A 14,089-nucleotide genomic window follows, 5' to 3' on the forward strand; every position below is an offset into this window, starting at 1 on the left:
CACCCGATCGGCGAGGCCGGCGCGGGCCGCCCGGGCGTGAGCCGCGGGCACCGCCGCCAGCAGCGCGTCGACGTCGGCCTCGGTGGAGGTGCGGCCGAGGGTGATCCGGAGGGCGCCGCGCGCCTCCACCTCGCTGCGGCCCATGGCCCGCAGCACGTGCGAGGGTTCCGGCACGCCGGCCTGGCAGGCGGATCCGGTCGACACCGAGATGCCGGCCACGTCGAGCAGGAACAGCAGCGAATCGCCCTCGCAGCCGGGGAAGCTGAAGTGGGCGGTGCCGGGCAGGCGCCCGCCGGCATCCGGGTCGCCGTTGACGATCACGGCCGGGACCGCGGCCCGGACGCCGGCGACGAGCCGATCGCGCAGGGCAGCCACCCGGGCGTTCTCGCCGGACAGGTCGTCGCCGAGGGCGGTCGCGGCGACCGCGAACGCCACCGCCGCGGCCACATCCTGCGTGCCGCTGCGCACCTGCCGTTGCTGCCCGCCGCCGTGCAGGAGCGGCACCACGCTCGCCCGGCGGGAGAGCACGAGTGCGCCGATCCCGACCGGCCCGCCGATCTTGTGCGCCGAGACGCTCACCGCGGACGCTCCCCCGTCGTTGAGGGCCCGAAAGTCGATCGGAACGTGGCCGTAGGCCGCCACCGCGTCGACGTGCACCGGGATGCCGTGGGCCGCGGCGAGGGCCGCGACCTCCGCGACCGGCTGCAGGGTGCCGACCTCGTTGTTGGCACTGAGCAGGGTGATCAGCGCGATGTCGTGCGGGTTCGCCGCGATCGACCGCTCCACGGCGGCCAGGTCGATCCGGCCCACCGAGTCCAGGGGCAGCCACTCGACTACGGCGCCCTCGTACTGTTCCAGCCACTCCACGGTGTCCATGGTGGCGTGGTGCTCGCCGCCCGGCACCAGGATGCGGGTGCGCGGCCGGCGCGCCCAGTACAGCCCCTTGATGCCCAGGTTGATCGCTTCGGTGCCCCCGCCGGTGAAGACGATCTCGATCGGGTCACTGCCCAGGCTCAGGGCGACCTGCTCGCGGGCCTCCTCGAGCAGGCGCTTCGCGTTCTGGCCCTGGCTGTGAACGGATGCCGGATTGCCCACCACCGCCATCGCCGACACGTATGCGCTGATGGCCTCCGGCAGCATCGGAGTCGTCGCCGCATGGTCCAGATACACGGCCATGTCGATCCTTCCACGCTCGCTCTAGGGAACGGAGAGTCAAAGTGTGGTCACAACTCCCCTTTTGTACTCATTACTCTAGAACCCATGACTCCGCCCGATTCCCTGCGCAATCTCGGTGTCCGAGTCACGACCCACGGCGGCGAGCTGCGTGTGTGGTCGGAGAACGCCGACGCCATCGACCTCTGCATCTTCGATGCCACCGACCCCAACTGGATCGTCAAGACCGTGCCCATGGTCAAAGACGCCCACGGAGTGTGGGTGGGTCGATCCCGCACCCTGTCCGCGGGGCGCCGCTACGGCATCCGTGTCTCCGGGCCCACCGGCCCGCAGCATTCGTTCCACCCCGAGAAAACCCTGATCGAACCGTATTCCCGTGGCCTCGTTCGGGTGGGTCCCGACCAGTGGCAGTCGTATGTCGTCGACGACACCTTCGACTGGGCCGGATCGTCCAAACCGAAGATCGCCCTCGACCACACCGTCGTCTACGAAGCCCACGTGCGCGGACTGACCAACCTCAACCCCTCGGTCCCGGCCCACCTCCGCGGCACCTACGCCGGGCTGGCCCACGAGTCAACCATCGGCTACCTGAAGAACCTCGGCGTCACCTCGATCGAACTCCTCCCCGTGCAGGCATTCGTCTCCGAGCGGCGGCTGATCAAACAGGGTCTGACGAATTATTGGGGTTACAACACCTTCAACTTCTTCACCCCGCACGCCGACTACGCCACTCAGTCCTCACAGGCGGCCGGCCCGGAAGCCGTTCTGCGCGAGTTCAAGGGCATGGTCAAGCTCCTGCACGAGGCCGGCCTCGAGGTCATCCTCGACGTGGTCTACAACCACACCGCCGAAGAGGGACCCAACGGCCCCGTCAGCAGCCTCCGCGGCATCGACAACGCCGCCTACTACCGGCAGAACAGCGCGGGCGCCTACATCGACCTCACGGGCTGCGGCAACACCCTGAACGTCTCCCACGACGTGCCGCGCCGGCTCGTGCTCGACTCGCTGCGCTACTGGGCGAACGACCTGCAGATCGACGGTTTCCGGTTCGACCTGGCCGCCACCCTGGCCCGGGACGAGCACGTCGAGTTCCAGCAGGACAGCCCGCTGCTCACCGCGATCCAGGACGACCCGGAACTCGCCGACGTCAAGCTGATCGCCGAGCCCTGGGACATCGGGATGGGCGGCTGGCAGACCGGCAACTTCCCGGGCGGCTGGACCGAGTGGAACGACCGCTACCGCGACCGGATGCGCTCGTTCTGGCTGACCGACCTGGCCGCCGCCCGCGACGGGCACGCGGGAAGCGGAATCGGGCGCTTCGCCACCCGCCTCGCCGGGTCCGCGAACACGTTCTCCCAGGAGCGCGGCCCCCTCGCCTCCCTGAACTTCATCACGGCGCACGACGGTTTCACCATCGCCGACCTGACCTCCTACAACGTCAAGCACAACGTGGGCAACGGCGAGTCGAACCGCGACGGCACCGACAGCAACAATTCCTTCAACCACGGCGCCGAGGGGCCCACCCGTGACAAGGCGATCCTGACGGTCCGGCGGAAGGCCATGCGCAACCTGCTGGCGACCCTGCTGCTTTCGGCCGGGGTGCCGATGATCACGGCCGGCGACGAATTCGGTCGCAGCCAGCGCGGCAACAACAACGCCTACTGCCACGACAGCGAGCTCACCTGGCTCAACTGGGACCTCGACGACTGGCAGGTCGATCTGCACCGGGTCACCCGGCGCCTGCTGCAGCTGCGCCGGGAGAACCCGGCCCTGCGCCCGGTCTGGTTCGGCCGTCCGGGCGAGACCACGCTCAGCGCGAGCCAGATGGACTGGTACAACATCGAGGGCAAGTCGATGTCCGAGGACGACTGGCACTCGTCGAATGAGCGCACCCTCCAGTACCTCGCCGCGAGCACGCCGGAGCACGAGGAGTTCAACCGGATCCTGCTGATCGTGCAGGGCCGGGAGGAGGACGTGACGGTGACCCTTCCGGTGCACGAGGGCGTCACGTCCTACACGCTCCTCTGGGACTCCAGCCACGACGACCTCAGCGACACCGTGATCGAGCACGCCCCCGGGGACCAGTACCTCGTGCCGGGCGCGTCCATGCAGCTGCTCCGGGCGCACTAGCGCGTGGCGAGGCGGCCGGAGGGTAGCGCCGGCACCCCGGCGACGGTCTGGCTGAGCCAGGCCGGCATCCCCTTCACCACCCACGCCTACCCGCACGAACCCTCTGCCACCAGCTTCGGCCTGGAGGCCGCGCAGAAACTCGGCATCGAACCGGGCCGGGTCTTCAAGACCCTGCTGGCGGATGCCGACGGCCGGCTTGTCGTGGGCGTCGTGCCGGTCACCGGCCAGCTGGACCTCAAGGCGCTCGCCGCCGCCGTGGGTGCGAAGAAGGCCGTGATGGCCGACCCGTCGCTCGCCGAGCGGAAGACCGGCTACGTGGTGGGCGGCATCAGCCCGGTCGGGCAGAAGTCCCGGCTCACCACCGTGGTCGACGACAGCGCGCTGACCTTCGACACGGTGTTCGTCTCCGGCGGCCGCCGCGGCTTCGACATCGAGCTGGCGCCGGCCGACCTGGCCCGGGCCACGGCGGCGCTGTTCGCAGCGATCGCCCGGGCCTAACCCTGTTCCAGGCCCGTTCCAGGCCCGCCGAGCCGTGAGCAACGACCCCAAAAACTCAAAAAACGGGGGCGAAACTCACGGCTCGGCGAACCTGCCGCGCGGATGCAGGGGCGGCTCGCCGAGCAGCGCTCGCCGAGCAGCGCTCGCCGAGCAGCGCTCGCGGGCAGTGCTAGCTGGCGACGGCGATCAGTCCCATCTCGGCCGGGCTGACCAGCAGCGCGTTGCGCGGAACGACCCGCACCGTGTAGCCGAATGCGCCGCCGCGGTCGAGTTCGAGCGTGCCGGTGAACAGCGTCGGGCTGCCACCCGGCCGGGCTTCGGCGTCCGCGTCCAGCGGCATGGCGGAGACGTTGCTCAGGTCGTCGTTGGCGAGACTCTTCCCGTAGACGACCTCGACGGTCACGTCCTCGGGGGTGAGCCCGTTCAGCTGCACATGGGCTCGCAGGTGCAGCTCGTCGCCGACCTGGGGCACCGTTGCGACGCCGCCGGATTCGACGTGCGTCACGGCGACTCCGGGCCAGGCCGACACGATCCGGCCCTTCCAGGCCGCGAGTTCCCGGGCCGCGCGGTAGTTGTTCGCGGCGAGGCGCGCCTCAGCGAGCCCGGCGGGCCGGTACAGCTCCTGCACGTACTGGCGCACCATCCGGCCGGCGTTCAGCTCGGGTGAGAGCTTCGCGAGGGTCTGCCGGATCGACCCCACCCAGCGTTCGGGCACTCCGTCGGCGTTGCGGTCGTAGAACTTCGGGGCGACCTGGTGCTCGATCAGCTCGTAGAGCGCGTCGGCCTCGAGTCGGTCGCGTTCGGCCGCGTCACCGGCGGCATCCGCGGTGGGGATCGCCCAGCCGTTGTTGCCGTCGTAGTATTCGGGCCACCAGCCGTCGAGGATCGAGAGGTTGAGGGCGCCGTTGAGGGCGGCCTTCATGCCCGAGGTGCCGCACGCTTCCAGCGGGCGGAGCGGGTTGTTCAGCCAGACGTCCGTGCCCGGGTACATCAGCTGGGCCATCCCGATGTTGTAATCGGGCAGGAACGCGATCTTGGTGCGCAGGGCGGGGTCGGCGGCGAACTGCACGATCCGCTGGATCAGGCGCTTGCCCTCCTCGTCGGCCGGGTGCGACTTGCCCGCGATCACGATCTGGATCGGGTGCTCCGCGTGCAGCAGGAGCGCACGCAGCCGTTCCGGGTCGTGCAGCATCAGGGTCAGGCGCTTGTACGTCGGCACGCGGCGGGCGAACCCGATCGTGAGCACGTTCGGGTCGAAGACCTTGCCGATCCAGGACGGCACGATGCTGCCCGGGTTCTGGTCCAGCCAGGCGGCGGCGATCCGGCGGCGGGCGTCCTCGACGAACTGCCGGCGCATCTGGCCCCGCACCTGCCAGAGGTCCTCGTCGGACACGGCGGGAGACGCCCAGTCGGCTTCGGAGGTGTCGCTGGTGCCCAGGCGGCTCTGCGCCAGTGCCATCAGGGCCGGGTCGGTCCAGGTCGGTGCGTGCACGCCGTTCGTGATCGAGGCGATCGGCACGTCGACGGCGTCGAAGCCCGGCCACAGTCCCTTGAACATCACCCGGCTGACCTCGCCGTGCAGCTTGGAGACGCCGTTGGCGCGCTGCCCGAGCCGCAGGCCCATCAGGGCCATGTTGAAGACGTCGGGGTTGCCGTCCTGGAAGTTCTCTGCACCAAGGGCGAGCAGGTCGTCGACGGCGACGCCCGGCAGCAGGTCGGTCTCGAAATAGCGCCGCACCAGGCTGCGCTCGAACCGGTCGATGCCGGCCGCGACGGGCGTGTGGGTCGTGAACACGGTACCGGCACGCGCCACCTGCAGCGCCTCGGCAAAGCTGAGGCCCTCGCCGATCAGGCTGGAGATGCGCTCCAGGCCGAGGAATCCGGCGTGGCCCTCATTGGTGTGGAACACCTCGGGGTCGGCCTGGCCGTTGAGGTTGCTCCAAATTTTGACCGCGCGGGCGCCGCCGATGCCGAGCAGCAGTTCCTGCAGCAGCCGGTGTTCGCCTCCGCCGCCGTACAGGCGGTCCGTGACCAGACGCAGGTCGTCGGCGTTCTCGGGGATGTCCGTGTCGAGCATCAGCAGACGGATGCGCCCGACCATTGCCTGCCAGACCCGCGCGTGCAGGGTGCGGTCATCGGGCAGTGCGAGGGAGACCTGCACGGCGGAGCCGTCCGCCCGGCGCAGAACCGAGAGGGGCAGGCCGTCGGGGTCGAGCAGCGGGTAGCTTTCCAGCTGCCAGCCGTCGGGCGAGATGGCCTGGCTGAAGTAGCCGGCCCGGTAGAACAGGCCGACACCGACCAGCGGCACGCCGAGGTCGGACGCGCTCTTCAGGTGATCTCCGGCGAGGATGCCGAGGCCACCCGAGTACTGCGGAAGGGCGGCGGCGATGCCGAACTCCGGCGAAAAGTAAGCGATGGAGGCGGGCTTCTCGCCCTCGAGGCCCTGGTACCAGCGCGGCTCCTGCAGGTAGGAACGCAGCTCGTCCCGGGTGGAGTTCGCCCAGGCGACGTAATCGCTGTCCGCGGCGAGCTGGGCGAGCCGCGCGGTGTCGACGGCGCCCAGAAGGGCGACGGGGTCGGTGCCGGTCTCGCGCCACAACTCCGGGGCGATGTGTTCGAACAGCTGACGGGTCGGCTCGTGCCAGGACCAGCGGAGGTTGCCGGCCAGCTCGTCAAGAGCGCCAAGGGACTCGGGCAGCACGGTACGGACGGTAAATTTGCGGATTGCTTTCACGCTATCCAGCCTAGAGCCGTGATGTGTCGGTTGCGTTAAGGAGGACAGCATTGGGCGGACAAATAGCGATACGGTCATTGGGTGGCTAAGACAGCAAAACGCGCAGGCGCGGCTCCTGAAACTCCTTCAAATCCCGCCCGGATCCCGGACGTCCCCGACGTCCCTTCGGCTCCGCCGACGTCGCGGACGACGGTACCGATGACGCCGAAGTTCGGGCGCATCCCGATCCTCGATCTCTCCCCGCAGGTGAACGACAATCTGTGGCCGGCGAAGGCCTTCGTCGGCGAAGCGGTGCCGTTCAAGGCCACCGCATTCCGTGAGGGCCACGACCTGATCGGCGTTATGCTCCTGCTGACCGCGCCCGACGGCACCCGGTCGCAGCATCCGATGTCCCTGACCGTGCCGGGAACCGACCGCTGGGAGACCACCGTGGGCCTCGGCAGCCAGGGCCGGTGGCAGTACCGGGTGCGGGCCTACGCCGACGACTGGGCCACCTGGCAGCACAACGCGTCCCTGAAGATCCCGGCCGGGGTCGACGTGGAGCTGATGTACCTGATCGGATCCGACCTCCTCCAGCGCGCGGCCGCCGACAAGACCCGGCCCCTGGCCGAGCGGCGTCTGTTCACGGCGGCGGCGAAGACACTCGTCGATCCGGCCAAGTCCCCGGATGCGCGCTTCGCGGTGATCTCCAACGAGAAGCTCAACGCCGCGGCAGCCGTGCGCCCACTCGCCGGGCTGGAAGCCTTCTCCGAGTCCCGCACCGTGCTCGTCGAACGCACCCGCGCGGGCGTCAGCTCCTGGTACGAGTTCTTCCCCCGTTCCGAGGGCGCGGTCAGGCGCGCGGACGGGACGTGGCAGAGCGGAACCTTCCGCACGGCCGCCGGCCGTCTCCCCGGAGTGGCGGCCATGGGCTTCAACGTCGTCTACCTGCCGCCGATCCACCCGATCGGCCGGTCGTTCCGCAAGGGCCCCAACAACACCCTCAACGCCGGGCCGAACGATCCCGGATCGCCCTGGGCGATCGGATCGGCCGCGGGCGGACACGACGCCATCCACCCGGATCTCGGCACCGTGGACGACTTCACCGCGTTCCTCGACGCCGCCCGGGGCAACGGCCTGGAGATCGCGATCGACCTGGCCCTGCAGGCCTCCCCCGACCACCCCTGGGTCACCGAGCACCCGGAATGGTTCACCACGCTTCCCGACGGGTCGATCGCCTACGCCGAGAACCCGCCGAAGAAGTACCAGGACATCTACCCGATCAACTTCGACAACGACCCGGCCGGGATCCGCGCGGAGGTGCTCCGGATCGTGCGGTACTGGATCGGCGTCGGCATCAACATCTTCCGGGTCGACAACCCGCACACCAAGCCGCTCGATTTCTGGGAATGGTTGATCCACGAGATCACGTCCGAGTTCCCGGACGTCGTCTTCCTCGCCGAGGCGTTTACCCGCCCGGCCCTGCTGCAGGGCCTGGGCAAGGTCGGTTTCCAGCAGTCGTACACCTACTTTACCTGGCGCAACTCGAAGCAGGAGTTGTCGGAATTCTTCGACGGCCTGGCCCATGAGACCGCCGACTTTCTGCGGCCGAACCTGTTCGTCAACACCCCGGACATCCTGTCGGAATACCTGCAGTTCGGTGGCCCGGCGGCGTTCAAGATCCGGGCCGCCCTCGCGGCCACGGCGGCGCCGACCTGGGGCGTGTACAGCGGTTTCGACCTCTTCGAGAGCGTGGCCCGTCCCGGCGCCGAGGAGAACATCGACAATGAAAAGTACGAGTACCGTCCGCGCGATTTCGCGGCGGCCGAGGCACGCGGCGCGTCCCTGGCTCCCTACCTCACCCTGCTCAACCGTATCCGGGCCGAGCACCCGGCCCTCGGGCAGTTGCGCAACCTCGACATCCACGGCAGCGAAGACGAGGCCATCCTCGTCTACAGCAAGTTCCTCGACGCCGAATTCACCGGCACCGGCCGGTCCGACGCGCTGATCATCGTGGCCAACGTGGACCCACACTCGGTGCGCCAGACCGTCGTACACCTGGACGTCACCCGCTTCGGCATTCCGCAGGGCGGATCGTTCGAGGTCGAAGACCTGGTCACCGGAGCCGTCTGGAACTGGTCTGCCGACAACTTCGTGCGCCTCGACGCATTCACCGAACCGGTGCACATCCTGCACGTGAAGGGACCGATTACATGAAGCACGCCCATCCCCGTCCCACCGACGGAGCCGACATGCCGGTGATCCCGGCGCACGTCCTGGAAGCCGTCGCGGCGGGCAGCTACTACAACCCACACGAGGTCCTGGGCCAGCACCTGCTCGCCACCGCCGGCGTCAGCGACCCGCTCACCGTCATCCGTGCCCTGCGGCCGCTGGCCACCGAGGTCATCGCGGTGCTGTCGACCGGTGCCCACGTGGAGCTGGCACACCTGAGCCACGGTATCTGGCAGGGTGTCAGCACCCTCGGCCTGCAGGACTACGTCCTGGAGACGCGCTACAGCGACGCCCCCACCTGGATCGTGGACGACCCGTACCGGTATCTGCCCACCCTGGGCGAGCTCGACCTGCACCTGATCGGCGAGGGGCGGCACGAGCGTCTCTGGGACGTGCTCGGCGCGCACTACCGGCCGCGCGTGGGACCGCTCGGCACCGGCTCCGGCACGTCCTTCGCTGTGTGGGCTCCGCACGCGCAGGCGGTCAGGGTGATCGGCGACTTCAACCAGTGGAGCGGCGTGCTGCACTCCATGCGCAACATGGGCAGCACCGGCGTCTGGGAGCTGTTCGTGCCCGGGCTGGCCGCCGGCTCCAACTACAAGTTCGAGCTGCTCGCTCAGTCGGGAGACTGGGTGCGCAAGGCCGACCCGATGGCCCGGTACACCGAGATCCCGCCGAAGACCGCGTCGGTCATCGGCGAGACCAGCTACGAGTGGGGGGATGCCGGCTGGCTGACCGAGCGCTCGGCCTCCGACCCGCACGACCGGGCGATGAGCATCTACGAGATGCACGTCGGCTCCTGGCGGCCGGGCCTCGGCTACCGGGACCTGGCCGACGAGCTGATCGCGTACCTGGACGAGCTGGCCTATACGCACGTCGAATTCATGCCGCTCAGCGAGCATCCGTACGGCGGTTCCTGGGGTTACCAGGTCACCGGTTACTACGCGCCGACGAGTCGTTTCGGCCCCCCGGACGACCTGCGCTACCTGATCGACCGGCTGCACCAGGCCGGCATCGGCGTGATCATGGACTGGGTCCCCGGTCACTTCCCGAAGGACGACTTCGCCCTGGCCCGGTTCGACGGCGAGGCGCTGTACGAGCACCCCGATCCGCGCCGCGGCGAGCAGATGGACTGGGGCACCTACGTCTTCGACTTCGGTCAGAAGCAGGTGCGCAACTTCCTGGTCGCGAACGCACTGTACTGGCTCGAGGAGTTCCACATCGACGGCCTGCGCGTGGACGCCGTCGCCTCGATGCTCTACCTGGACTACTCCCGCGAGGACGGTCAGTGGGAGCCGAACATCCACGGCGGCAACGAGAACCTCGAGGCGATCAGCCTGCTGCAGGAGATCAACGCCACCGCCTACAAGCGCAATCCCGGCGCGGTGATGATCGCCGAGGAGTCCACCAACTGGCCCGGCGTCACGGCCGCCACGTCGGGCGGCGGCCTCGGTTTCGGCATCAAATGGAACATGGGCTGGATGCACGACACGCTCGAGTACATGAGCGTGGACCCGATGTACCGGGCGCACCACCACAGCGAGCTGACCTTCTCGTTCGTCTACGCCTTCAGCGAGAACTTCCTGCTGCCGATCAGCCACGACGAGGTCGTGCACGGCAAGGGTTCCCTCGTCTCCAGGATGCCCGGCGACTCCTGGCAGCAGCTCGCGAACGTGCGCGCGTATCTGTCCTTCATGTGGGCGCACCCCGGCAAGCAGCTCCTGTTCATGGGCCAGGAATTCGGGCAGCGCTCCGAGTGGAGCGAGGCGCGCGGCCTCGACTGGTGGACCCTCGACCAGCCGGCCCACCGGGGCCTGTTCAACCTGGTCGGCCAGTTGAACCGGGTCTACCGGGCCAACGCGAGCCTCTGGGCGCGCGACTACGACGCGAGCGGGTTCGAGCTGCTCGACGGAGGCGCGGCCGCGCAGAACGTCGTCTCGTTCCTGCGCTGGGACAACGACGGCAACCCCGTCGCCTGCCTGTTCAACTTCTCCGGTCAACCGCACATCGGTTACCAGGTCGGCCTGCCGTTCGCGGGCGTGTGGGAGGAGATCCTGAACACGGATGCCGAGGAGTTCGGCGGTTCCGGGGTCGGAAATCTGGGCGCCGTGGAAGCCTCGGCTACCCCGTGGGCGGGCCGCCCGGCATCCGTCGTTCTCAGCCTGCCGCCCCTCGCGGGCCTCTGGTTGCGACTGCGCCGCTAACGACGACGCGCTCAGTCCGCGAAAGCGCGAAAAGGCCCCCTCGACGATGCCGAGGGGCCTTTTCGCGGCCTCAGCTGCGTGCGCCCAAGCGTCGCCGCCCGAACGAATTCGACGGAGATTCTGCCGGAATCGGCCCCAAACCCTACCAAACGGCGATTTTAGAGCAGAATCTCCGTCGAATTGGGTCGACGGCGTCGCCTCTGGGTATGGGCTCGGGGCGTCGGTTAGTAGAGCAGCGCGGTGAGGCGCGAGCGGGTGGGCGGCACCCGCGGGTCGTCCTGGCCGACGACCTCGAACAGTTCGAGGATGCGCTCCCGGATCTTGTTCCTGCCGACCGGCTCCTGCGCGGGGAAGAGCTCGAGCAGCCGATCGAAGGCGTCCTCGATGTGGCCGCCCGACAGATCGAGGTCCGCCACCAGGAGTTGCGCATCGAGGTCCCCGGGAGCGGCAGCGGCGGCCGCACGGATTTCGGCCATCGTCTTGCCGTGCAGACGGGCCAGCAGGCTCACCTGCGCCAGGCCGGCCACGGCCATGGTGTCCCTTGGGTCGCGGGCCAGCGCGGTCTTGTAGAGGGCGATCGCTGCCTCGTAGTCCCCACGCTCGATCGCGTCGTAGGCCTCGCGGTGCAGGGGCGGCAGCTCCGGCTCGGCCGGGACCGGCGCCTCGGAGGCGTCTCCGGCGGCTCCCGCACCGACTGCGGGCGCGGCGGCGGTCCCGGTGACTCCGTGCTCCGACGCGAGCTCGAGCACACGCTCGAAGACCTCGCGCACCTGGGCCTCGGGCAGCGCCCCGTTGAACAACGCCACCGGCTGGCCGCCGATGACGGCGGCCACGGTCGGGATCGACTGCGCCTGGAACGCCTGCGTGAGCTGGGGGTTGGTGTCGACATCCACCTTGGCCAGCACGAACCTGCCGGCGTACTCGGCGACGAGCCTCTCGAGCACGGGCGAGAGCTGCTTGCACGGCTCGCACCACTCGGCCCAGAGGTCGACGATGACCGGCACCGTCATGGACAGTTCCAGCACCTCTCCGAAGTTCGCGTCGGTGCCGTCAAGAATCAGGCTCGGCACCGGCACGGGCGCCCCCGCAGGTGCGGCCGGCGCACCGGGGACCGGAGCGGCCGGGCGGTTCACCAGGGACGACAGGTCGACGGCGCCGCGCATGTTCATTCCGGACGGGGGGACAGTGGTCATGGAATCTCCGAGGATGAGATGAGGCCCTGGGCGATGCCAAGGAGGACGATTTTTTCTTTCGAACCGGCTGCCGGAACGTGGAAGAGGAGCTGGTCACCGTAGACGCTCTGGATGCCCTTGGCGGTTTTTTCCACTCCCGAAAGCGCCTTGCTGGCCCCTTCGGTCTGCACCGTGGCGCCGCCATCGAGGATCTTAGCCGTCTCCGTCTCGGTCAGACTCACCGCGACGATGCTGCCGGAGTCGTTGGTGGCCAGGGCCACCGTCGACCCCTTCCCGACGGCGGTCGCGAACTCGAGGGACGCCGTCTTGGAGAGCTTGCCGATCCGGTCGGCCCTGAGGGTGGCCACCTGGGTGCGGAAGGTGTCCCCCTCCGCCTCGAAGAGACCGAAGGAGGGGCTGGCCTCCCCCTGCATCAGGATGTCGGCGTAGGCCGCGGCGACCTCACCCGGCGGCAGGGCCAGGAGTTTGGAGTCGGGCGCGATGATGGGCGCGCCGATGCTCGCCGGCGCCACGTCGGGAACCTTCGCGGCCGGTTCCAGCTGCATCGCGTACTCGACCAGGTAGTCGGCCCGCGGGCTCTCCTGCCGGAGCACCAGCGCCAGCGGGGCCACGGTGGGCGCGGCCTTGTCCTGGATCACGGTCAGGACAACCCGCGGCCAGTTCGAGGACTGCTGCGGCAGCTTCAGCGTGAGCGGTGCGGCCGGAAGGGCCGGCACGGCCTTCAGCGCGGGGTCCACGGCGCGCACCTTGTAGTTGGCCAGCCGTTCCGCGAGGGCAGGACCGGTGAACCGGGTCGCGATGGCCTCCGCATCCAGCTTCGCGTCGGCGTCGGTGGAGAGTCTGGAAATGTCGGAAACAATTCGCTCCAGTTGTGGCACCGAGACGGCGGGCGGCGGCACGTCCTCGGCCGCGGGGAGGTCGGTGGCTCCGGGAGTCGCGGTGACCGACGCCTTCGGGGCGGACGGCGCGCTCGGCCAGAAGTCGGCCGAACACCCGCTCAGCAGGAGGCCGGACACCAGGACCACGGGGACAACCCTGACCATGGAGCGGGTGACCGACCGACGCGAGCCGGTGATCTCGCTGGCCTTGATCGCCTTGGGACGGGGCACCCGCGGGAGCCGGGGCATCCGCGGGCCGCGGGGCAGGTTGCGGCGCGGGCCATGCGAACGGCGCAGGTGCAGCAGGGCCAGCAGATACATGACCAAGCCGAGGAGGGCGACGATCCCGCCGCCCGCGATCAGCGGGCCGGCCCACGGGGTGGAGTTGTCGACGGGCCAGGACAGGGTGACCGTCGTCGGTGCGGGCGCGGTGCCGTCGGACGCGACGATCAGGGAGATGCCCTCCGGAACGTGGACAGTGGTGGTCAGGGTCTTCTTGGCGGTGAATTCCTGGAGCCACATGTCAGACCCCGCCGGGTTGGTGATCGTCTCGGCCACGGGCGCAGCAGTCTCCGATGATGCCGCGTCGGCCGCTTCGGCCGCGGGGGCCTCGACGATTTTGCTGCTGAGCCGGGGAGCGTTCCTGGCCTGGCGGATGTCCGCATACGGGGAGTCCCCGAGCCAGGCCTTCACGTCGCTGGAACGCCCGTAAGCCAGGAAGACGGTGTCGGCACCGGTGACGGTGACGGTCTGGCTGCCGTCGAACGCGGTCAGCGCACTGGACTCGATCACCGCGTACCGGGCCTCGTCCGCGATGGTCGCGCTGAGGCTGGTGGATGCCGGTTCGAGAAAGACCGTCCGCTGGGCGATGCCGAGAACGATCATCCCGGCCGCAAGGACGAATGCCACAATGGCAATAAGAAAACGCACGTAAACCCTCCTGTGTTGCCCGCCGCTCACCACACGCTTGGGGCGGGCACTGCCCGGTTTTGGGCCCGGGGAGCAGCAGACAGGACATTTCACGATACTGGTTGCCCCTGAGAGCTGCCTAATAGTCCTTCAACTGGG

The 14,089-nt window shown here is 69.1% G+C and carries 8 protein-coding genes; 4 read left to right on the forward strand and 4 right to left on the reverse strand.

Features of this window, described 5'->3' with window-relative positions:
- Positions 1–1,176 (reverse strand): cysteine desulfurase family protein (locus tag E3T37_RS15840; RefSeq protein WP_134368239.1); only part of this gene is annotated, 1,176 nt, incomplete at its 3' end.
- 84 nt (positions 1,177–1,260) lie between these two features.
- Here E3T37_RS15840 and glgX point away from each other — a divergent pair.
- On the forward strand, positions 1,261–3,303 hold the full coding sequence (gene glgX / locus E3T37_RS15845) for a glycogen debranching protein GlgX (protein ID WP_134368240.1): 2,043 nt from the start codon (positions 1,261–1,263) through the stop codon (positions 3,301–3,303).
- 3 nt (positions 3,304–3,306) lie between these two features.
- Positions 3,307–3,801: a Cys-tRNA(Pro) deacylase gene (ybaK, locus tag E3T37_RS15850; protein ID WP_134368241.1), complete on the forward strand. Its 495-nt coding sequence runs from the start codon at positions 3,307–3,309 to the stop codon at positions 3,799–3,801.
- A gap of 169 nt (positions 3,802–3,970) precedes the next feature.
- Here the strand turns inward: ybaK and glgP are convergent, their stop codons facing one another.
- On the reverse strand, positions 3,971–6,535 hold the full coding sequence (gene glgP, locus E3T37_RS15855; protein WP_134368242.1) for an alpha-glucan family phosphorylase: 2,565 nt from the start codon (positions 6,533–6,535) through the stop codon (positions 3,971–3,973).
- Positions 6,536–6,733: 198 nt separating this feature from the next.
- Here glgP and E3T37_RS15860 point away from each other — a divergent pair, with 198 nt between their 5' ends.
- Together E3T37_RS15860 and glgB are read left to right on the forward strand one after the other, a co-directional pair.
- Entirely contained in the window at positions 6,734–8,731 is a 1,998-nt protein-coding gene (locus E3T37_RS15860) for a maltotransferase domain-containing protein (protein WP_134368243.1), read from the forward strand.
- Between the two features lie 35 nt (positions 8,732–8,766).
- Positions 8,767–10,950, forward strand: coding sequence for a 1,4-alpha-glucan branching protein GlgB (glgB, locus tag E3T37_RS15865; RefSeq protein WP_370292656.1), 2,184 nt, complete (start codon positions 8,767–8,769; stop codon positions 10,948–10,950).
- A gap of 224 nt (positions 10,951–11,174) precedes the next feature.
- Here the strand turns inward: glgB and E3T37_RS15870 are convergent, their stop codons facing one another.
- Positions 11,175–12,143 (reverse strand): tetratricopeptide repeat protein, encoded by a 969-nt coding sequence (locus E3T37_RS15870; RefSeq protein ID WP_134368245.1) that lies wholly within the window; start codon positions 12,141–12,143, stop codon positions 11,175–11,177.
- Positions 12,140–13,930 carry a hypothetical protein gene (locus E3T37_RS15875; protein ID WP_134368246.1) on the reverse strand — a complete coding sequence of 597 codons (1,791 nt, stop codon included), beginning with the start codon at positions 13,928–13,930 and terminating at the stop codon, positions 12,140–12,142. The genes E3T37_RS15870 and E3T37_RS15875 overlap by 4 nt, the downstream gene beginning before the upstream one ends.
- Between the last annotated feature and the right edge of the window lie 159 nt (positions 13,931–14,089).

This window comes from Cryobacterium sp. TMT2-10, assembly GCF_004403075.1.
GTDB lineage: Bacteria > Actinomycetota > Actinomycetes > Actinomycetales > Microbacteriaceae > Cryobacterium > Cryobacterium shii.

Bases quoted from the DNA above. Each gene is read 5' to 3' on its own strand.
- glgX (WP_134368240.1), top strand. From the start codon at position 1,261: ATGACTCCGCCCGATTCCCTGCGCAATCTCGGTGTCCGAGTCACGACC.
- E3T37_RS15860 (WP_134368243.1), top strand. From the start codon at position 6,734: ATGACGCCGAAGTTCGGGCGCATCCCGATCCTCGATCTCTCCCCGCAG.
- glgB (WP_370292656.1), top strand. From the start codon at position 8,767: ATGCCGGTGATCCCGGCGCACGTCCTGGAAGCCGTCGCGGCGGGCAGC.
- E3T37_RS15870 (WP_134368245.1), bottom strand. From the start codon at position 12,143: ATGACCACTGTCCCCCCGTCCGGAATGAACATGCGCGGCGCCGTCGAC.